The following is a 20,084-nucleotide window of genomic DNA, read 5'->3' on the forward strand; positions in this document are numbered from 1 at the left end:
ACCAGACTACTTGCCAATGCAGAATTGAGAAAAAACCCTGTCCAGCACTTCAGCCGGGCTGCTCAGCCCGGTAACTTCCGCCAGATGGGCGGCGGCCACATCAAGGCGCACGGCGCAGCAGTCATACGACCGCCCGGCATCCACATCTTCGCGCAGGGCCGTCAGTTCGGCCAGAGCCGCCTCAAGAGCCAGTGTTTGCCGGGCATTGGGCGCAAGCCCTTCTTCTCCGGCAGCCCCATCACCTTCAGCCAGCAACAGCGCGCGCAGGTGTTCAGCCATGTCCTCCACCTGTGTATCGGAAAAAGCGCTGGTTGCGCAACAGGTTTGGTTCTGAATCCAGCTTGGGGGAAATTTTTTGGGCATACACAGGTCGCATTTGTTCCACACGACCAGCACAGGCGTTGTGCCTGCCATTTCAAGCACTTCGCGGGCTGCCGGCTCCGGGCAGACCTCGGCCGTGGCCCCGGCCTCGCCCAGAGCGCCGCCGTCCAGTACAAGAACAATGGCATCCGCCTCGGCCAGTTTTTGACGGCTGCGTTCGACGCCCAGTTCTTCAATACTTTCCGTTGCTTTGCGCAAGCCTGCAGTATCCGTCAGGCGTACAGGCAGGCCATTGAGGTCGCAGGCCTCTTCAAGAAAATCGCGCGTGGTGCCGGGAATATCAGTGACCAGCGCCCGGTTGCGCCCAAGCAATGCGTTCATGAGGCTGGACTTGCCCGCATTGACGGCGCCCGCCAGCACCACAACAGCGCCCTGCTGCATGACCCGCGCCCGGCGGCTGCCCTTGAGCAGGTGTCGCAGCGCGGCGGAAACGTTTTCCACAGCGGCGCTGAAGGTGGGGGCGTCCATACCTTCAACTTCGTCTTCGGGAAAATCCACGGCCACGCACACCTGCATGCGCAGTTCTTCAAGCTTCGTGCGCAGGGCCTCGGTGCGTCGGGCCAGCAGGCCGTCCAGCCGGTTAAGGCTGTAACGCAGGGCCTCGCGCGAGGGCGCGGCGATAAGTTCGGCCACGGCTTCGGCCTGGCTCAGATCCATACGTCCATTGACAAAGGCGCGCCGAGAAAATTCACCCTTGTCCGCCTGACGCGCGCCACGGCGCACGGCGCTCTCCAGTACGGCCTGAACAATAAACGCGCCGCCGTGGCAATGGATTTCAGCCACGTCTTCCCCCGTAAAACTGCGTGGGCCAGGCATAAATACGGCCAGCACGTCATCAAGCGCCTCGTCGTTGCAGTCCAGAACGCGCCCTCTGTGTAAAAACCAGGGGCGAAAGTTTTCAAACCTGGACGACAGGGGCAAAAACATGCGCGCGAGCACCTGCTTGGCTTCAGGCCCGGAAATGCGCACAATGCCAATCCCCCCTGATCCGGGTGGCGTGGCAATGGCCGCTATGGTGTCGCGTGTAGTGTTGCCCATGAGTGCGCTACAGTTACGGGTGCGCCGGTTTTACCCTGGCGGCATTTTTTCAGGGTTCAGGAAAATGCGGCTCCCGCCTTCCGCCAAAGGCGAAAATGCGGAAGCCGCCTTGATATGCAAGCTCTGTCCAACAGCGCTACGAGAGTATTTTACCGTTGAAAAAGTATAACCACTCTGGAGCAGATTAAGGAAGCACTGATTAAAGAGCCTCCTGGAAACGCGCTGGTATTTCGTTTGGCAAGGCGCGTTCTTTTTTTGAAGCAGGAGTGGACTCTTCCGTCCTCGACTGTTTCAAAAAAAGTGAAGCAACGCCGTCAACAACACCGCAAAACGGAATAAATCAGCGTTTCCCTAGTTCTTTTCGGCCTTTTTGCGCAAAATGACAACCCTCTTCATGGGGCCGTCGCCCGTGCTGCGCGTCTGCACATCCACAGCTTCCTGAAGGCAGACGTGCACAATACGGCGATGGTACGAAGACAGGGGCCGCGTGGAATAAGAACGACCGCTCAGGCGCACCTTTTCGGCCAGGGCCAAGGCCATTTCGCGCAGCTTTTCGTCCTGACGGCGGCGGTACTCCCCGGCGTCGAGCTGCACGCGCACAGCGGCGTTCATGCCCCGCGAAACGATACGCGAAATCATATACTGAAGCGCAGCCAGCGTTTGCCCTTCACGGCCAATGAGCAGACCCGAATCTTCTTCGCTGTCAATGCCTACCTGAACCCTGTCGCCGCCAAGCTTTACATCCAGGTGCACGTCATCGCCCACGATGGGGCGCACCAGTTGGCGGACGGTTTCGCGCACAAGGGCGTCCAGGCGTTCCTGGTCAAGCTGCTCCATGGGCATGGCGGGCAGCCCTTCGGCGGCTTCTTCAAAATCATCGTCCAGAACGTCCATACCCTTGGGCTGGCGGGCAGCCTCACGGCCACCTTCCTTGGCGGCGTTGCGGCTGTCACGGCTGTCACGGGAATCACGGGATTCGCTTCGGGAATCGCCACGGCGACCGCGCCCTTCAGCGCGTCTGCCTTCTTCACCGTTCTGGCCATTTTGGTCATTCTGACCGTTCTGACCATTTTGGACATTTTGCCCGTTCTGGCCATTTTGGCCGTTCTGGCCGTTCTGGCCGTTCTGGCCGTTCTGGCCATTCTGCGCACGGCCCGAAGCCTTGGCCCTGTCCCTTGACCTGTCGCCGCGGCTCTCGCCACGATTGTCGCCACGGCCTTCGCCGTCGGGCCGGTCGGAGGGCTTGTCGGCGCTCCTGTCACAGGTCTTGTCACTGCCTCTGTCGGGAGCCTTGGCTCCGGCGCGGGCATTGCCATTTTCAGCGGCACGTTCCGGGCTTCTCTCACCCTGCCGTTCAGGGCGCGGGCCTGCCCCTCTGGGCTGACGGGCATCACGGCCCTGAGAACCTTCGGCCTGTTCGGCTGCCGGTTCCTGTGCGGGCTTGCGGTTGCGGGAGCGGCCAGTGCGCTTGTCCTGCTGGCCGTTGGCAGCCTGATCGCCTTCCTCACGCGGGGCGCGGTTTTTTTCCGGCGCTGCAGCCGCTGGCACACTTTCAGAAGCGTCAGCCTGCGCGCCTTTGCGGCCCAGAATGCTTTCAACGGTTTCACGAAGCTGCACCCGACGCGCGCGGACCTTGGCCTTGCGCGCGCCGACTATGCCGAAGATGCCGGACTTGGAGTCCTGCACAATTTCGATTTCCAGCTTTTCACGCGCCGCATCGAAGTAGCCGCAGGCTTCTTCTATGGCGCTGTCCAGGTCCTTTCCCTGGAATTCTTTAAACCCTTCCATACTCGTCCTCGTTCCAATGGGCGGTACAGGCCGCCATTGCGGCTATTTCGCGGCGGCGTGGCCTTTGAGCTTACGGATCATCATCTGCTGCTGCGCAATGGACAACACGTTGTTGACCAGCCAGTACAACACCAGACCTGCCGGGAAGTTCAGGAAAAGCACCGTGAAGATAAGGGGTAAAAACATCATGATTTTCTGCTGCATGGGATCGGCGGCCGGGGGGTTCATCCTCTGCTGCAGGAACATGGTCACGCCCATGATGATGGGGGTGATGTACAGGGGATCCTTGGTGGAGAGGTCGGCCAGCCAGAGCATGTCCGTACCGGGCAGATACTTGATGAAGGGCGCATGCCGCAGCTCGATGGAGGTGAGCAGGGCCTGGTACAGGCCGAAGAACACGGGCAGCTGAATAAGGATGGGCACGCAACCGCTGGCGGGATTGACGCCGTAGGTCTTGTAAAGCGCCATGACCTCCTTGTTCATCTGCTCCTTGTTGTCCTTGTACTTTTCGCGCAGCTCCGTCATATGGGGCTGGAGCTTCTTCATCTTTTCCATGGACGCGTAGCTCTTGGCCGTAAGGGGCCAGAACACGGCCTTGATGAGCACGGTCAGCAGGATGATGGACAGGCCCCAGTTGTGCACATACTTCTGGAAGAATTCCAGCAGCCACAGCAAGCCTTTGGCAATGATATGGAAAAAGCCCAGGTCAATACTTTTGGCAAGCTGGGGCGAAACGCCCTCTAGCTCGGAGCGCACCTTGGGGCCGACCCAGTAGGAAACAGACAGTTCCTTTTCCTGGCCGGGGCCAAGCAGGGTTTCCTGTTCTTCGACAGCGGCGCGATACACATTCTGCTGCATGACGCCCTTGACGGTCACGTTGCTGGCTTCACCGGGCATCACGGCCGTGAGAAAATACGTGCTCATGGCGCCAGCCCAGTAAATCTTGCCAACGGCCTGAACGCCGGTGGTTTCAAGGGTGCTCGCGGAGCTTTCTTCCTTGAGGCTGCCGTCGTTGTCCCAGGCGACGCGCATGGCGTCGTAACGGTCACCGGCGGCATTGCTGGCGTCAGCGGCCGCCGTGTAGCTCACACGCACGCTGCGCGCCTGTTCGCTCAGGTTCGTCACGCGAACCTTTTCCTGGATGACATAGGAGGAGGCGTTGAAGGTCAGGTCGCGCACCACGCGCAGATTGTCCACTTCGCCCGTCAGGCGCAGGGAACCCTGCTGGCTTTCACCAAGCGTGAGGCCGTTTTCGCCGGAATCCGCAGTCCACTGGCCAGTGCTCCACGAGGGCTGGCTGTTGATGACAAGGCCCATGGGGGCCACCTGGGCCGTCTTGGCGTCAACCATGTTTACCAGGGGCGAATCCGCCGCGAGGCCAATCTGAAACTTTTTCAGCTTGAACGAACGCAGCGCGCCGCCGCCGCTGTAAACAACAGCTTCATACAGGGGAGTGTCTACCGTGATGTCGCGACCCGCCGAAGGCGTAAAAACAGGCAGACTGGGCTGAGCGGGCGCGGGCGCTGTCTGCGCCAGCTGTTGCGGCACCTGCTGGTTCTGCTGCTGTTGCGCCACGGGGGCGGGTTTTGAGGTCCAGCCCATATGCTCGGCCAGATATCCCCAGCCGACAATGACAATAAGACAAAGAACAATGGCAATGATAAGATTTTTACTGTCTTGCATGTGGGCGCTCACTCCTGGGACAATGGCGGAACGTCGCGGCGACGTCGTCCTGATGGTGGTGGAACTGGATCATAGCCCGATCCGCCCCAGGGATGACAGCGGGCCAGGCGCTTGAGCGCCAGCCAGCCGCCACGCAACACGCCGTGGGTCATTACGGCCTCTACGGCATAGGCGGAACAGGTAGGGTAATAGCGGCAGGCTGGGGGCAGCACGGGCGAGATGCAGCGCTGGTACACGCGTATGGGAAATACGCAGAGGGTGCGCAGCATGCGGCTCATGGCAGACCAGCCAATGCCGAAGAGCCCGACTGGTGTCGGGCCGCACGCCGTAGCAACGGCAAAAGTTCTGCAGCCACACAGGCATAGTCCAGTGCGGCTTCTCCGGCATGCTTTTTTGCTATGGTAACGATGTCGGCCTCCACGGGCAGTTCTTCTCTGTGCAGGCGGTAGAATTCCCGCAGGAGCCTCTTGACGCGATTGCGCACCACGGCATTGCCTACCTTACGGGAGACGGCCATGCCTGTGCGCGCGCGAAGACCGGGACAGCCTCCCGGCAACACAAAGACAAGGAAATGCTCGGTGTGGTAACGCCTGCCCCGCTCATAGCAGGCCGTAAACTCCACCCGTCGGCGGATGCGCAACTGCCTGGGCAGAAGGTACCGGCACATGGAAGCTCCCTGACGACGAACGGGGGATACCCCCCGCTCACTCAGGCGCTGAGACGCTTGCGGCCCTTGGCGCGACGACGGCGCAGGATGGCGCGACCACCGGGGGTGGCCATACGGGCGCGAAAACCGTGGGTGCGGGCTCTTCTGATCTTGCTCGGCTGATATGTTCTCTTCATGATTGACTCCTTAAAATTTCCGGTATGACCAGCGCCCTTACCGGGACTTTGCGGCACGCCGGGCTTTGGCGGTTAGGGGCCGTCCACTTGTTATAGCGGTCAGGGACGGCAAGGCCCTGGCGTTAAAATATATGGAAGAAGCTACATACACGCGCACAGCCCCCCCGTCAAGCGCAGACTGGGCCGTTCATCGGCCGAACATGGCGGCCGTCACAAAAACAGGCGGCGTTACGCCGCCTGTCAGGCATGCCCGGCATGGCAAAAAGCATCCTGCCATCACACGGGCCGTTGGTCAAACAACAAAATCTTACGGCAAGGGAGCCCGCGCGGGAGCGCCCCCCCCACCTGAACCGCCGGCAGACCCGTTGCTGGGCGGCAGCAAATCGTCCGCAGAGAGGGAAGGTATGGACGGAGGCGCCGGAACGTCCGGCGGTGTGACCCCACTGGACGAACGGGCGGAACCAACGCCGGCCCTTCCAAAAGCCCCGGCAGCCGAGCCCGATCCAGTTACCGCCATTGAAGACGATGCGGCAGACGTCGAGGCGCTCGAAGACGCGGCAGTGGGTGCAGCCGCTGACGGCACGCCCGAAGGCATGGCCGCTCCTGCGGGCATTGCGACGCCGTTGCCAACACCGATGGAAGGCGAAGGAGATGCCGCAGTATTTTGCGCCATGCTGCCATTGGCCTGCACGTTGCCGCCCGTTCCGTTTTTTTCGGGCGCAGATGGCGGTGCAACCGCCGCCGTGCCATTGCCTTGCCGCGCTGATGTCGGGGCCGTAAGCGCCGGACTGACTGAAACCGGCTTTTCCGCCGGGGCGCTGGCGGCCTGCGCCGCTTCACTTTTTTTACCGGCCTGACTGGCCGCCCCGCCCTGCTTTGCGGGCCGGGACGATGCGTGAGGCCAGGGCCGCGCAGGAGCGTTTGGATCAACAACAATGCTGTGCGGGGCTGTTTTGCCGCCACGGCTGCCCTTGCCAGCGGATTTTCCGTCAGGCTGCCCCTGGGGGCTGGACATGAGTTCCGGCACAGCGGCGGGATCGGCAAAAGCCGCGCCCACCATGCGTATCTGCCTCGGCTGCGTCAGGGTATTCCAGTAAAGACGTGCGCCGCCAGTGCGCATCCATGCCTCGGTCAGATTGGGCCCGCCATCGGGCAGGGTCTGGGGAAGCGAAGACTCGGCGACACCGGCAAACGACACGCCGGACAGGCCGGGCATGACGCCGAAACACAAAATGGCCGCGCCCAGAGCCACAGGACGCAGGGTACGGGCCAATACCGCGTTTTTGTAGTGTGTCACGAACATAATACCACCTCTTCCCTCCTTATCGGCAGATACCGCAGTAAAGTTTAGAGGGCAAGTTGCGCGATTTTGTGGGGGAGGGACCCTTTTGCAAAAGGGTCTCCTCCCCCACGCCCCCACCCCCTAAAACTCTTGCTGTAGCATTGGGGAGCACAACGATTTTTTTTGATCTGAAGGGGATGCTGTATCATTGGGGAGCACGACGAGTTTTCTGATCTGAAGGGGATGCCGAGCCAGCGCCTTTCCGGCATAGCGCCCGCGCACCGCAGGCTCGCCAGCCCCCCCCCCGTAGCTCCAGCAGGGACAATTCCCGCAGAGGCAGCCCCGGCATCGTGCCCGCGCCTTGACAGCAGCGCCCCCCTTGGGCACATTTCAGGCATCTTTTTTCAACGGCCAAGGAGCAAAAATGTCCGTGCCCTCTTCCATAGACGCCACCCCTGACCGCTCTGGCCCCTCATCCATCACGGCTCCGGCCAGTCCATCACCATGTATCATCCTTATAGGAATGGCCGGGGCTGGCAAGTCCACCATAGGCGAGGCCCTGGCCAAACGTCTGGACTGGGCCTTTATGGACAGCGACCACCTTATTGAATCCGTCTACGCCGCGCGTCTGCAAGACGTCACCGACGCCCTTGGCAAGGACGCCTTTCTTGATGTGGAAGCCACCGTCATCAGCGCCATAAAGGCCAACCGCACCGTTATCGCCACTGGCGGCAGCGTGGTCTACCGCGAAAAGGCCATGCGCCATCTCGCCTCGTTGGGGCCCATCGTGCACCTGGATGTGCCGCTTGCCATTGTCGAGGAGCGCATAGCCCGCAACCCGCAGCGGGGTCTGGCCATAGGGCCAGGGCAAACCCTGAACGACCTTTTTATGGAACGCCAGAAACTGTACACCCTCTACGCGACCCTGTGCTGTGAAGCCACCTGTAAAAATCCGCAGCAGTGCGTGGACTGGATTGTGGACAATCTACCCCCGCAGGTCATTGCCTCCGACGCCACAAGAAACTGACCTGCGGCCGTGCCCCGCTGGCCCGTGCCTCGCTGGCCCGCACCGCGCTGGCCCGCACTTCGCTGGTCCGCACTGCGCCGCAGCGCAGACTGACGGGGCACACCCGCATATCCCTGCCTGCTTTGCCTGATCGGCAGCCCAAGCTTCTGCTCTGGTTTCCGCCCTGGCTTCTGCCAAAATCATTGGCAAAGTCTTTGGCAAAGTCTTTGGCGTGGCCGCTGCAAGATCATGCCGCACGCCCTTTGCGCAGGCCCATACCGAGATCTGCCCACAAAAAAAGCGGGGCCGAAGCCCCGCTGAAAAAACCTGTGCCTGTTGCCAGTATCTGTTGCCTGTGCATGACACCTGTCATGATGCAGTGCAGTACGAAAGACACGTGCGCCAGAACAACTTTTATTGAGAATATGCATCCCCAACCAGGGCACGCCCGCTGTGGCGCGAACCTCCCGGATGGGTGCGTATTCTTGCATAGTGACGCGCCTCATGGGCTGCCGTCTTTACGGCGTGCGCCTCTGTTCCGCTGCCGCCAGGGCAGCTTCAAAGTGAAATTGCTCTAGAACTGCCAGCTTTTGCCGTCATACCTGATCAGTTCGTTGATCCTGCGGGCCTTGACCTGCTGGCAGGCCGCCGTCAGCGCAGCCTGGCGGGTAGCGCCACGGCATTCGTAAACGTTTTCTTTGTAACGCACAAAGCCAACGTACTGGCCTGACGCGCCGGGGCGCAGTTCGGTAGTGATGGTGCTTTCGTCCACTTCTACATAGCTTGCCACATAGTCCTTGCCGACCTGTTGCACGTCCTTTTTGGACTTGGAGGGAACCACAGTTCTGCCAGCCTGAGCGACCAGCTTGTGTCCCACGGAGTCCAGTTCGGCTGCTATCTGAGCTTCAGTTTTAGCGCCCTTGGCCACGGGTTGCTTCTTCTCCGCACTGGCGGCGGCTTTCTTGTCAACTTTTTTGCCAGCCTTGGCGGGAGCCGGAGCTTCAGGCGCGGGCGCGGGTTCCGCAATTTCTGCGGGCTGGGCGGGTGTTACCGCCGCTTCCGTAGAAGAAGAATCGCCGCCGAACCAGGCGCAACCGCCTGAGGTCAGACCGAAAGTCAGCAAAAGAGCCAGAAATGTTTGTTTGCGCATAGCACCTCACACATTAAAGCCGGGCGGCATAGGGCCACCCGGCTTTTTGCATATTATTCCAGTGGAAACCGCCTTCGATTATTCGAAGGAGATTTCGGTGCGCCGGTTCATGGCGCGACCTTCAGCGGTTTCGTTGTTGTACTTGAAAGACTTGCCACGGCCGATGGCGGTCATGCGGCTGGCGGGGATGCCCTGCTTCACAAGGTAGTTCTTCACGCTGTTGGCGCGTTCCTGCGAAAGCTTCATGTTGTAAGCGTCGGAACCGATCCAGTCAGTCCAGCCAGCAAGCACGACGCGCTTGTTGGGGCTGGCCTTGATGAGACCGGCGGCTTCGTTCAGGATGCCCATGGCCTTGCTGTCAAGAGCATAGGAGTTGAACGCGAAGTGCACGCCACGCAGCACGATCACGTCTTCATCCTGGCAGAACACTGACAGAACGAAGCGCTCAACGGCGGCGTCGCTGGTGGCCAGTTCTTCACCACGCACCACGATGGTGGCGGGGTTCAGGGCGGCGACCTTCTTGATGGTTTCTTCACCGTTCTTGGTGTCGGCGAAGGAGATGATGTGGACAACCAGATTGCGCTGGCTGGCATACAGCTGACGGGCAACTTCCACCACATCGGCGCCACGGTTGTTGTCGCCGTCGGTCACGAGGATAACGGCGGCGTCGCGCTTCATGCTGGACAGGAAGGGTTCGTAAGCCTGCAGGCCGGTACCCATACGGGTCATGCGGCCAAAGACGTCAAAACCAGAACGCAGTTTGTTGATGCCAGCGGCCATGGTGGCGCGGTCCCAGGGACCCTGGGCAACGATAACGCCGTTGGGCGAAATGGTGTGCAGGCCGCCATTATAGTTCAAGGCAGGAATAGCGGCGTTGATGCGCTGCAACACGCTTTTGGCCACAATGATTTTATCCTGCTTCAGCTGAGCGTTCTTCATCATCATGGAACCGGAATAGTCCACAACGAAGTCAAAGCTGTCAATTTTCTTGGTGCAGGCCGGTGCGGCCGCGGCGGCCACAGCGTAGCTCAATACCAGAGCAGCGGCCAGAACAAGAAGACGAAACGATTTCATACTGCCTCCCAAACGTTGATAAGTTCGTCGAATTACCGTCAACCAACAGTAAATCGCGGTGTGCCCGCCACGTTGCCGGCTCGCTCCAGGCTTGGCCTATGGAGACGGCAACTGGCTTAGACATAACCGCCTTTATGAAAAACCGCAAGTTTTAAATAGGAAATATTCTCTGATAACTGCCTGTTGCTTACGATTCCCCAAGGGTTTTTACGGTGCCCCGTTCCATAGGAAAAGCCATAGCAACCCCCCACGGCTGGACAGCCTGCCGAGCCTGAGGCATACTTTGAGGAAGAATAAAAGGAAAGTATCTCTATGCCTACCCTGCCTTTTTCAAAATGGAGCCCAGGCGGCAACACCACTCTCTTGTTTCCGTCAGACGGGCTCGCTCCCGCCTTGCAGTGCCGACTGGCCAGACAGGCCCTTACCGAATCCTGCCTTGGCGGCGAACAGGCCGGTTTTGTCAACATTGAAGCCCAAAGTCTGCGTATGGCCGGGGGCGAATTCTGCATCAACGCCAGCCGGGCCGTGGGCGCACTACTGGCCAGCGCCGACGACTGTCGCCAGCAGACTGACGATACGGCCCGACCACATGAAAACTGCGTGCTGTCCGTCGAATCTGCCGATAGCCCCCTGCCCGACGCTCCTGACGGCCCCGCATTACAGCGGCGCTATGAAATCAGCGTTTCTGGCTGGCAGAGCCCCGTGCAGCTCCGTGTGCGCGGGTACGCGCCCTACTGGCGCGTGGAAGCCATTTTGCAACTGCCCGACATCACCATACAGCGCGAGGCCGAGGGCATACATCTGGTACGCCTGCCCGGCATCAGCCACCTTTTGCTCGACAGGCACATACACAGCCAGCCCGAGGACTGCTTTGCCGCAGCGGCCCTGTTGCGTGAGCGCTACGACCTCAAACAGGAAGCGGCCGTGGGCGTCATATGGTGGAGGACGCTTCAGGGCCAGATGGACATGCTGCCCCTGGTGCACGTGCGCGACACGCGCAGCGATTTTCTTGAGAGCGCCTGCGGTTCCGGCGCGCTGGCCCTGGCTCTGAGCCGTGCGCAGACTGCCGGAGCCAAAAGCTTCAGCATCATGCAGCCCAGCGGTTCCCCGCTTGATGTACGTCTTTTTTCCGAGGGCGGAGTGTCCATGGCCGGTGTGGACGGGCCAGTGTCTCTGGTGGCCAAGGGGCAGGTCTGGCTGCCTGACGCGGCCGATTAATCATGACCGCCAGACTGCGCGAAGGATTTACCACCGGGTCGGCAGCAACGGGCGCGGCTCTGGCCGCCCTGCACCTCCTGCGCGCCGGGTGCGCGCCAGGTCATGTGGACGTGCCCTTGCCCCCTTTCAGTTCCGGCTCTTCCGCTTCTTCCGGGCCGCGGGATGCCGCGGCGGCCGTCGCAGCGGATGCAGCCACGGACGCGGCAATCCCGGACGCTGTCTCGGACGCTGTCTCGGACGCTGCCTCGGACGCGGCCACGGACGCGGCAATCCCGGACGCTGCCCCGGACGCTGTCTCGGGCGCGGCAAATGATGCAACACCCGAACACGCAGATATCCCCACGCCCAGGGGCTGGCTGCGGCTTGAGGTGGCTGTTTGCGGCCATGGCCCGGCCCCGGAGCTGGCCGCATGTCCGGAATTTGCGCCGCTTTTTGTTGAGGGGGGCTGCGCCCAGTCCATCGGGGCAGAGGGACGCAATGGCGGCCTTCGCGTGGCCCACGCCTCCATACGCAAGGACGGCGGTGATGACCCCGACGCCACTTCCGGCGCGCTTATCACAGTGACGGTAGTTGAAAATTTCGCCATGACCGGACAAACTGGCGTCACCGCTGCCGCCGCCACGGGGACGGACGCCGCCAACTCCCCTGCCGTCAGCATTGAGGGCGGGCCGGGCGTTGGGCGCGTCACCTTGCCGGGGCTTCCCGTTCCCGTGGGTGAAGCTGCCGTCAATCCCACGCCGCGCCAGCAGATAGCCTTTGCCATGCGCCACGGCGCGCGGGTGTTCGGCACAGGCCCGTGCCCTCCCCTGAGGGTCATTGTCAGCGTTCCTGAAGGGGAGCGTCTGGCCCGGCAAACATTTAACCCGCGCCTGGGCATTGTGGGCGGCATTTCCATCCTTGGCACGCAGGGAACGGTGCGGCCCTACAGCCATCAGGCGTGGAAGGCCACCATTGAGCAGGGTCTGGCCGTGGCTGCGGCCACAGGCTGCCGCGACATGGGCCTGACCACGGGGCGACGCTCCGAGCGCCTGCTTATGGACAAATATCCGCAGATGCCGCAAAGAAGTTTCATTCAGGTGGCGGACTTTGCGGCATTTTCCCTCAAGGCTGCCGGCGCCATGCCTTTTGACAATCTTATATGGGGATGTTTTTTCGGCAAACTGGTCAAACTTGCCCAGGGGCATGCCTACACCCATGCCCGTCACGCGGAACTGGACATGGAGGAACTCGCGCGCCTGTGCCGCCAGTGCGGCGCGTCCTGCGCGGATCAGGTGGGCCACTGCGTCACGGCGGCCCACGCTCTGGAACTGCTCCTGCAGGACAAGGCCGGAAACGATGTCATCGCCCTCACAGGCGAAAAAGCCGCCGCCGTGGCGGCAAATTTCGCAGGCCGCCATGTGCGTCTGCATCTTTTTCACACCGACGGCAGGGAATTACTGGCACTATGAAAAATCAGGTCGCACTGCCCGGCATCGCCGTGCCCGCACCGAGCGGCCCCGAAAGCGCAAGCGAGCGCAGGGGCGACTCCAAACCCGAAGCCGCGCCCGGCGCGGTCAGGGTCATCTCGCCTGACGTCCCTGTTGTCGCGCCAGAAGCCGCTCCAATGGAAGCTGCCGCGCCCGAGGCCGCCCCACTGGAAGCCGCTGCGCCAGAAGCCACCGCGCCAGAAGCCGCTGCATCAGAAGCAGTAACACCAGAGGCTGCCCTACCAGGGGCCGCTTCGCCAAAGGATGCCGCGCCATCTCTTCCCGATTCCGCCTCGGACGCGGCCCCACATTCCTTCAACGCGTCCGAGCCTGCCCCCCACCCGCAGGAGGGGCCAGCCGCATGGCCCAGCCCGGATTCGCTCGGCCCGGATTCGCCCGGCCCGGATTCGCCCTCCCCGGATTCGCCTGCCCCGGATTCACAGGATGCTTCCGCCCCTCAGGTGTCGCCCGCTGCATGGGAAATCCCCGATGCAGCCGCCCCTGCCAGAGAAACTGAAAACAGCGCCGTACATGGCGCTCCCGGCACTGCCGCCCGACCCGCAGAAACGGTTGCCGTAGCGCGTCCGGCCAAAAAACAGCGCAAGCCAGCGACATCGCCTGCGCCACTGCTCTCGCCACAGCTCTCGCCACAACTCACGGAAGACCAGCCTGCGGAATCCCAGACGGACGACTGGCCGCCCATGTCCGAAATTCTGCAATCTTTTTTCATTTTTGAGCCCACCACGGCAGAACCTTCGCCCATCACGGTTCTCGGCCTTGACTGCGCCCGCCCGCGCGGCCTGCTGGATCTCACTGCCGCGCAACGCGACCTGCTGCAAAAGGCGGACGTCATATGCGGCGGACGTCATCTTTTACGCGAACTGACCGACGCGGCTGAGGAGAAAAATCCCGCTGACCAGAGCGACGCCGCGCGCGCTTCTTCCCATGCGTCTTCCGACACTGCTTCCCCAGCCCCTGCGCCAGCTTCTGCACCAGATTCTGCGCCAGGTTCTGCGCCCGTTTCTACGCTTGCCGCCTATGAAGACAATGCAGGCCCGCACACGCTCAAGGCGCGTCTGCTGCCCCTGAGCACTCCGTTGCAGCCCGTACTCACCAGACTGAGCCAGATGCGCGCCTCTGGCGAGCGCGTTGTCATGCTGGCCGACGGCGACCCCCTGCTTTTCGGCATCGGGGCAACCCTGGTGCGCCTTCTCGGGCAGGACGCAGTGCGCCTCCTGCCTGCCGTCAGTTCCCTGCAGCAGGCCTGCGCCCGGCTGGCCCTGCCCTGGCACAGGGTTATCTGCCTTTCCCTGCACGGGCGTGACGATCTCGGCCCCCTCAATGCGGCTGTGAGCAAAAACGCGCCGCTCTGCGTGCTCACCGACGCGCGCATGACCCCGGACTTCCTCACGCGCCACCTTCTTGACCGTGGCGTCGACTGGTTCCGCGCCCACGTTTTTGAACGCATGGGCGCGCCGGATGAAATCTGCCACAATCTGGACATGGCACAAGCCGCCAGCACCTCGTTTGGCCCCGCCTGCACGCTTGTTCTTGTGCCCGCCGACACGCCGCGCCGCGCGCGCCTCGGCCTTGAGGCTCACGAACTGGCCGTGGACAGGGGGCTTATCAGCAAAAAACCCGTGCGGGCCGCCGCTCTGGCCCTGTTGCGCATCGAGCCGCACCATGTGGTCTGGGATGTGGGCGCTGGCTCCGGGGCCGTGGCCCTTGAAGCCGCCGTACTGGCCCATGAAGGGCGCGTCATCGCTGTGGAGCGCTCCGTGGGTCGGGCCATGAGCATTCAGGAAAACCGCCGCCGCTTTGGCGTGGCCATTCTGGACGTGCGCCTGGGCGAAGCGCCCGAATGTCTGACCTCCCTGCCCGATCCGCACCGGGTTTTCATTGGCGGCGGTCTTTCGGGCGAGGACGGTGAGGACATCCTTGGCCACGTCTGCCTGCGCCTGCCCGTAGGCGGGCGTGTGGTGGCAAGCTGCGTTCTGCTGGACACCCTCTGCCTCTGCCGCAACTTTTTCGAGCGCTTGGGCTGGCCTGTGGAAATCTGCCAGATTCAGGCTTCAGAAGGCAGGGAACTGGGCGGCGACGTGCACCTGGCGGCCATGAATCCCGTATTTTTGCTTACAGCCCAAAAACCCGCCCCCGACGGCGTCATGCAGAAGCGTGAACATGAATAGCGGCAGCACAAAAACACCTCCGGTCGACAACTTGAACGCCTCCACCCCATCGGGCGCGAACGGCCCCTCCCACGCCAGAGGCGCAGCCCCCGGTCTTGTCAGTTTTGTGGGGGCAGGCCCCGGCGACCCGGAACTGCTGACCCTCAAAGGCCGCAAAGCCATTGAAGAGGCCAGCCTTGTGCTCTATGCAGGGTCGCTGGTTCCGCCGGACGTGGTGGCCTGCGCGGCCCCCGGCGTCCCCGTGGTGGACTCCGCCCCCCTGACCCTTGAGCAGTGTCATGACCTTGTGCGGCGCACGGCTCTGGCGGGCGGCCCGGTGGCGCGCGTACACACTGGCGATCCCTCCCTCTACGGCGCGCTGCGTGAGCAGGCCCGCCTGCTGGATCAGGACGGCATCCCCTGGCGCGTGATACCGGGCGTTACCGCAGCCTGTGCGGCCGCCGCCGCCGCAGGCGTGACCTTTACCGTGCCGGAAGTGACCCAGAGCCTCATCATCACCCGCATGGAAGGCCGCACCCCTGTGCCGGAACGCGAGGCCCTGCACCTGCTGGCGGCCCACGGCACGTCCATGGCCATTTATCTTTCAGCCGGAGCCTGCGAAGATCTGCAGGCAGAACTGCTGGCCCACACCCCGCCAGACACGCCCGTTTTATGCGCCTACCGCGTGGGCTGGCCCGAACAGCGCCTCATATGGGCCACCGCCGGAACCCTGGCCCACTGCGTACACGAGCACGGCCTTGTGCGGCAGACCGTTTTTCTGGTGCTGCCGGGTCAAAACGCCGCTGACACGGCCTCGCTCCTGTATGCGGCCAATTTCAGCCACGGCTACAGGCAGTCCGGTCAAGACTAGGATTTCGGACTTTAAAATACTTTGTGGGGGAGGGACCCTTCTTAGGCCAGATTCACTTTGAAATGCTTCACATTTCAAAGTTGTCATCCTGCCGAAAAGTATGATTTTCGGCAGGATCCACGCCACGTTGTGGCGCGCTGCACTCTCGTGCAGCGTTAGAGCATTTAACTTTGACGAAATTAAATGCTCTAAAAAAGGGTCGCCTCCCCCACACCCCCTCCCCCTAAAACTCTCATCATATTCCAGCGTGACACGAAGTTTTTCATAATCCCAAAAGGGAGGCAGAGACAGCGTCTCCCCCAGATCTACCCACAGCGAAGCCCCGTTCACACAGCCGCCCATACAGTTGCAGATAAACCCGCCCCGTAACACCGCCGCCTCACTGCACCCCGACATATCGCTCCCCAACGCCACACGCACCTCGCGTCATACGCTGCGCTTTTCAAAAAAGTCCGCCTGGATAGGGCACATTACGGAACAGATGGCGCCGATGCCGTAGTCATACATCCATCTGACCTGAATCGCAGGCAATTTATTTATAACTTATCCTGATAATCATGCAGAGCGTGATACAGTTGCCGATTTTTCTCTTTTGGCGTTTTCTTTCATCAAACATGGTGACGTGTTTTGACTGTATCAATTCCGAACACTACACCATTGATTTGATATTTTTTTCACAATTAAAGCACATTGTATCACTCTTTCCGTTTCACAACCCTATAACATACAGAAAATGGAGTTGTTATACCAAGATAAAAGGGACTTATTATGCGGAATAACTCTCAACCAAAGGATGCGTCATGAAAAAGCCACACTTGCAGGACAAATATTCCCTCTTCATTGACGGCCAATGGAAAGACGCCTCTGACGGCGCGACCTATGACACCTTCTGCCCCGCCAATGGAGAGCGTCTTGCCACCTGCGCCGAGGCCACCAAGGAAGATGTGGACACCGCCGTCAAAGCCGCTACCCGGGCCTGGCAAAGCTGGAAAAACACCGATCCCATTGTGCGCGCCAATCTGCTTTTGAAAATTGCAGATATTATTGACGCCAACAAAGAACACCTCGCCATGGTGGAAACGCTGGACAACGGCAAGCCCATCCGCGAAACCCTGAATGTTGACATCCCCTTCGCCGCCGACCACTTCCGCTACTTTGCCAGCGTGGTGCGTACTGACGAAGGCTCCGCCACCATGCTTGACGGAAACACGCTCTCCCTGGTTCTGCGTGAGCCCATCGGCGTTGTGGGGCAGATCGTGCCCTGGAACTTCCCCTTCCTCATGGCAGCATGGAAGCTGGCTCCGGTGCTGGCCGCCGGTTGCTGCACCGTGTTCAAGCCCTCCAACCACACCTCCCTTTCCGTGCTGGAACTGGCGCGTCTCATAGCCGATGTGCTGCCCAATGGCGTCTTCAACGTCGTAACCGGGCGTGGTTCACGCTCCGGCCAATACATTCTGGAACACCCCGGTTTCAGCAAGCTGGCCTTCACCGGCTCTACTGAAGTAGGCCGCAGTGTGGGCCTGGCCGCCGCCAAGCGTCTTATCCCTTCCACCCTCGAACTGGGCGGCAAGTCGGCCAATATCTTCTTCCCCGACTGCCAGTGGGATCTGGCCATGGACGGCCTGCAACTGGGCATCCTGTTCAATCAGGGGCAGGTATGCTGCGCCGGTTCGCGCGTTTTTGTGCATGAAGACATTTACGACAAGTTCGTGGCTGAAGCTGTTGAACGCTTCAACCGCGTCAAGGTCGGCCTGCCCTGGGACGCCAAGACCCAGATGGGCGCGCAGATATATGAATCACACCTCAAGGCCATACTGCTCTGCATCGAACAGGCCAAGGGTGAAGGAGCCACAGTGCTTTGCGGCGGCGAGCGCGTCACCGAGGGCGAACTGGGCAAGGGCTGCTTTATGCGGCCTACCCTGCTCGGCAATGTCACCAACAAGATGCGTGTAGCCCAGGACGAGATCTTCGGCCCCGTGGCCGTCATCATCAAGTTCAAGACTGAAGAAGAAGTGATCAAGATGGCCAATGACAGCGTCTTTGGCCTGGGCGGCGCAGTGTGGACGCGCGACGTCAACCGCGCCATCCGCGTAAGCCGCGCCGTTGAAACGGGCCGCATGTGGGTAAACTGCTACAACAGCATCCCGGCGGGCGCTCCCTTTGGCGGATACAAAGAATCCGGCATCGGACGTGAAACCCACAAGATCATGCTTGAACACTACACACAGCAGAAGAACATCATGGTCAACCTGGGCGAAAAGCCCACCGGCTTCTACCCCTAGGGCAGATACCCTTTGAAATGTGGTGCATTTCAAAGGTGATCTTCTGCCGAAAACTATGATTTTCGGCAGAATCCACGCCACGCTGTGGCGCGCTGCACTCTAGAACAGCGTCAGGGCCTGTACCCTTTGAAAAAGGTACAGGCCCTAGACCGGATCAATAGCGAGCATGCCTGTTCTCAACAGTTGCGGCACGCCCGAACCGACATGCGACAGCACGGACAGACGGCACGGGCAGACAACCCTTGCGGCTCCATGCCGAGGGCCTGCGCCTGCAGCCACCTGGGCCTTTCAGGACCCAGACGCACCGTCGCGGCGATTCGTCGGCAAGGGCAGAGGGCGAAGCAAAAAAAAGAGGGCCGTCACGACCCTCTTTCGAAGTAATACGTATGCCGCCATATGAACAAACCAGAACAGATTGCCCTGGCATGCCGCGCGGCTCCTGGTGTTGATTCTTTTTGCGAGTATATATTCCAAAAATTCATGACACGCTGGTATTGGGTCATAACTGTGTGGATAAACTGCGCTTGCGCCTTCACAGTGGGCGTCTGCTCATACAGCCGCCAAGGCAATTTCAAGGTGAGGTTCTCGAAACCGGGCTTTTGGCCTGGCACGTTTTACGCCCAGTTCCCAGGGCGGCGGGCGGTGTTATGGGCTGCGGGGTCTGTAGCGTCGAGCCACAGTCGCATTTTATCAACAACCGTTTTTAGTTGTTTGTTAAAATTATCTTTTCTCACTATGGAACTATTGGTCCCAAAGCATCTGTGTACCTTAACAGCATCGGAAGTCGGCGGGACACTTTCAAGATAATTTGTCCAGTTGCTTACGATGCGTTCCATCTCTTTTCTTTGCTTGTTTGTAATGTCAATATTCAAATTCATCATACGACAGTTTGACACAAATAAAAAATCAGCACAAGTTAATAAAAATTTTTTTAAAGCGTTAAAAAAAGAGGAGGGCCCCCACGGCCCTCCCCTTCACATGAGTGGAGAATTATTCATGAACTGCGAACCGGCCACGCACCCAGCCATGTCACGGAAAAGTGATGCTTTTCGTTTAACGGTGGCAGTGCGGCATGAGGCCGCCTGCCGGGGTTGCGTTTTTTCAGGTTCCACGACGGCCCGCCCACAGGGGCAGACTACGCCGGTTTACTGTTGGGGCCCTTCAGGCGTCCGCTGCACCAGGGCCAAAGCCAGCAGTGCGGGTGACGCCAGGGGCCTCTGCGCGGAATTTTGCAGCGTGCGCCGCACAAATCCCGCCATGTCCATTGCCAAATCCGCATCGGTCAGTGCCGAGCAGCAGGCTTTCTTGTTTTCTTCCAGTACGGCAAGGTACCGTTGTATCAGGACAAGATCATGCTCCTCATAATAGGTCGCAGATCTGTCCTGCGGTCCGTTTTCCGACAGGAATGCGTCATTGATGCGTTGCGACATGACCATTCCTCCCTGAATGGATCACTGCTTCCCTGCGTCTGGGGGGCTGGTTCGCCATGTTGTCTCAACATGCGGTCTCCCCTTCCCCACTCATCATTAGCCTTATCGGAGTGAGGAATAAAAACCTTTAGCGGAAAGAACATATTTCTAGAAAATTTTACGCCTCTGCATAAAGACTTGCATACATAGTGAGTTATGTCCTCCTCTTGCCCGGGTTGCCCTTGCAAGGGGTCGAGTTCACATATACCATCACCACCTAAAGTCATAAGAGGAGAGTCTATGCCAACACGCATATTGCACAAGGAAAGCCTGATCCCGGGCAAAACCAGCAAACTGGTGCTTGATGCGCCGGAAATCGCCCGCAAGGGCAAACCTGGCCACTTTGTCATGCTGCGCATGACTCC

Annotated in this window: 16 protein-coding genes; 6 read left to right on the top strand and 10 right to left on the bottom strand. The window is 60.5% G+C overall.

Features of this window, described 5'->3' with window-relative positions:
- Positions 1–6: 6 nt before the first annotated feature.
- From mnmE to RBR41_RS12270, 7 genes are all read right to left on the bottom strand, one after another.
- Complete coding sequence (mnmE, locus tag RBR41_RS12240; protein ID WP_320352904.1) at positions 7–1,419, bottom strand: tRNA uridine-5-carboxymethylaminomethyl(34) synthesis GTPase MnmE; 1,413 nt, start codon at positions 1,417–1,419, stop codon at positions 7–9.
- A gap of 351 nt (positions 1,420–1,770) precedes the next feature.
- A complete protein-coding gene (locus RBR41_RS12245) occupies positions 1,771–3,207 on the bottom strand; it encodes a Jag N-terminal domain-containing protein (RefSeq protein ID WP_320352905.1) in 1,437 nt (478 codons plus the stop codon).
- A gap of 42 nt (positions 3,208–3,249) precedes the next feature.
- Entirely contained in the window at positions 3,250–4,890 is a 1,641-nt protein-coding gene (gene yidC, locus RBR41_RS12250) for a membrane protein insertase YidC (protein ID WP_320352906.1), read from the bottom strand.
- A gap of 8 nt (positions 4,891–4,898) precedes the next feature.
- Positions 4,899–5,168, bottom strand: coding sequence for a membrane protein insertion efficiency factor YidD (gene yidD, locus RBR41_RS12255; protein ID WP_179979959.1), 270 nt, complete (start codon positions 5,166–5,168; stop codon positions 4,899–4,901).
- Positions 5,165–5,557, bottom strand: a complete 393-nt coding sequence (rnpA, locus tag RBR41_RS12260; protein WP_320352907.1) for a ribonuclease P protein component — start codon at positions 5,555–5,557, stop codon at positions 5,165–5,167. The genes yidD and rnpA overlap by 4 nt, the downstream gene beginning before the upstream one ends.
- A 41-nt stretch (positions 5,558–5,598) precedes the next feature.
- Positions 5,599–5,733 (bottom strand): 50S ribosomal protein L34, encoded by a 135-nt coding sequence (gene rpmH, locus RBR41_RS12265; protein WP_165064844.1) that lies wholly within the window; start codon positions 5,731–5,733, stop codon positions 5,599–5,601.
- 307 nt (positions 5,734–6,040) lie between these two features.
- Positions 6,041–7,036 (bottom strand): hypothetical protein, encoded by a 996-nt coding sequence (locus tag RBR41_RS12270; protein WP_320352909.1) that lies wholly within the window; start codon positions 7,034–7,036, stop codon positions 6,041–6,043.
- Positions 7,037–7,439: 403 nt separating this feature from the next.
- Between RBR41_RS12270 and thrB the strand changes: the two genes are divergently transcribed.
- Positions 7,440–8,042 (top strand): homoserine kinase, encoded by a 603-nt coding sequence (gene thrB, locus RBR41_RS12275; protein WP_320352911.1) that lies wholly within the window; start codon positions 7,440–7,442, stop codon positions 8,040–8,042.
- A gap of 553 nt (positions 8,043–8,595) precedes the next feature.
- Here thrB and RBR41_RS12280 read toward each other — a convergent pair.
- Both RBR41_RS12280 and RBR41_RS12285 read right to left on the bottom strand, forming a co-directional pair.
- Positions 8,596–9,171: a translation initiation factor 2 gene (locus tag RBR41_RS12280; RefSeq protein ID WP_320352912.1), complete on the bottom strand. Its 576-nt coding sequence runs from the start codon at positions 9,169–9,171 to the stop codon at positions 8,596–8,598.
- Between the two features lie 78 nt (positions 9,172–9,249).
- Positions 9,250–10,245 (bottom strand): OmpA family protein, encoded by a 996-nt coding sequence (locus RBR41_RS12285; RefSeq protein ID WP_320352913.1) that lies wholly within the window; start codon positions 10,243–10,245, stop codon positions 9,250–9,252.
- 312 nt (positions 10,246–10,557) lie between these two features.
- On the opposite strand from RBR41_RS12285, the gene RBR41_RS12290 reads away from it, so the two are divergent.
- The 5 genes from RBR41_RS12290 to RBR41_RS12310 all read left to right on the top strand — a co-directional run bounded on the left by RBR41_RS12290 (position 10,558) and on the right by RBR41_RS12310 (position 18,250).
- Positions 10,558–11,463, top strand: coding sequence for a hypothetical protein (locus RBR41_RS12290; protein WP_320352914.1), 906 nt, complete (start codon positions 10,558–10,560; stop codon positions 11,461–11,463).
- 2 nt (positions 11,464–11,465) lie between these two features.
- Positions 11,466–12,911 carry a cobalt-precorrin-5B (C(1))-methyltransferase CbiD gene (cbiD, locus tag RBR41_RS12295; protein ID WP_320352915.1) on the top strand — a complete coding sequence of 482 codons (1,446 nt, stop codon included), beginning with the start codon at positions 11,466–11,468 and terminating at the stop codon, positions 12,909–12,911.
- A complete protein-coding gene (cbiE, locus tag RBR41_RS12300) occupies positions 12,908–15,118 on the top strand; it encodes a precorrin-6y C5,15-methyltransferase (decarboxylating) subunit CbiE (protein ID WP_320352916.1) in 2,211 nt (736 codons plus the stop codon). Before cbiD ends, cbiE begins: the two co-directional genes overlap by 4 nt.
- On the top strand, positions 15,111–15,968 hold the full coding sequence (gene cobM / locus RBR41_RS12305; RefSeq protein ID WP_320352917.1) for a precorrin-4 C(11)-methyltransferase: 858 nt from the start codon (positions 15,111–15,113) through the stop codon (positions 15,966–15,968). The genes cbiE and cobM overlap by 8 nt, the downstream gene beginning before the upstream one ends.
- Before the next feature lie 800 nt (positions 15,969–16,768).
- Entirely contained in the window at positions 16,769–18,250 is a 1,482-nt protein-coding gene (locus RBR41_RS12310) for an aldehyde dehydrogenase family protein (RefSeq protein ID WP_320352918.1), read from the top strand.
- 1,145 nt (positions 18,251–19,395) lie between these two features.
- Here the strand turns inward: RBR41_RS12310 and RBR41_RS12315 are convergent.
- Positions 19,396–19,680, bottom strand: a complete 285-nt coding sequence (locus RBR41_RS12315; protein ID WP_320352919.1) for a hypothetical protein — start codon at positions 19,678–19,680, stop codon at positions 19,396–19,398.
- Between the last annotated feature and the right edge of the window lie 404 nt (positions 19,681–20,084).

This window comes from Desulfovibrio sp., from assembly GCF_034006445.1.
Classification (GTDB): Bacteria; Desulfobacterota; Desulfovibrionia; order Desulfovibrionales; family Desulfovibrionaceae; genus Desulfovibrio.

What these genes read in the sequence shown, in the direction of transcription:
- mnmE (WP_320352904.1), bottom strand. Translation starts at nt 1,419, where the DNA reads ATGGGCAACACTACACGCGACACCATAGCGGCCATTGCCACGCCACCC.
- RBR41_RS12245 (WP_320352905.1), bottom strand. Translation starts at nt 3,207, where the DNA reads ATGGAAGGGTTTAAAGAATTCCAGGGAAAGGACCTGGACAGCGCCATA.
- yidC (WP_320352906.1), bottom strand. Translation starts at nt 4,890, where the DNA reads ATGCAAGACAGTAAAAATCTTATCATTGCCATTGTTCTTTGTCTTATT.
- yidD (WP_179979959.1), bottom strand. Translation starts at nt 5,168, where the DNA reads ATGAGCCGCATGCTGCGCACCCTCTGCGTATTTCCCATACGCGTGTAC.
- rnpA (WP_320352907.1), bottom strand. Translation starts at nt 5,557, where the DNA reads ATGTGCCGGTACCTTCTGCCCAGGCAGTTGCGCATCCGCCGACGGGTG.
- rpmH (WP_165064844.1), bottom strand. Translation starts at nt 5,733, where the DNA reads ATGAAGAGAACATATCAGCCGAGCAAGATCAGAAGAGCCCGCACCCAC.
- RBR41_RS12270 (WP_320352909.1), bottom strand. Translation starts at nt 7,036, where the DNA reads ATGTTCGTGACACACTACAAAAACGCGGTATTGGCCCGTACCCTGCGT.
- thrB (WP_320352911.1), top strand. Translation starts at nt 7,440, where the DNA reads ATGTCCGTGCCCTCTTCCATAGACGCCACCCCTGACCGCTCTGGCCCC.
- RBR41_RS12280 (WP_320352912.1), bottom strand. Translation starts at nt 9,171, where the DNA reads ATGCGCAAACAAACATTTCTGGCTCTTTTGCTGACTTTCGGTCTGACC.
- RBR41_RS12285 (WP_320352913.1), bottom strand. Translation starts at nt 10,245, where the DNA reads ATGAAATCGTTTCGTCTTCTTGTTCTGGCCGCTGCTCTGGTATTGAGC.
- RBR41_RS12290 (WP_320352914.1), top strand. Translation starts at nt 10,558, where the DNA reads ATGCCTACCCTGCCTTTTTCAAAATGGAGCCCAGGCGGCAACACCACT.
- cbiD (WP_320352915.1), top strand. Translation starts at nt 11,466, where the DNA reads ATGACCGCCAGACTGCGCGAAGGATTTACCACCGGGTCGGCAGCAACG.
- cbiE (WP_320352916.1), top strand. Translation starts at nt 12,908, where the DNA reads ATGAAAAATCAGGTCGCACTGCCCGGCATCGCCGTGCCCGCACCGAGC.
- cobM (WP_320352917.1), top strand. Translation starts at nt 15,111, where the DNA reads ATGAATAGCGGCAGCACAAAAACACCTCCGGTCGACAACTTGAACGCC.
- RBR41_RS12310 (WP_320352918.1), top strand. Translation starts at nt 16,769, where the DNA reads ATGAAAAAGCCACACTTGCAGGACAAATATTCCCTCTTCATTGACGGC.
- RBR41_RS12315 (WP_320352919.1), bottom strand. Translation starts at nt 19,680, where the DNA reads ATGTCGCAACGCATCAATGACGCATTCCTGTCGGAAAACGGACCGCAG.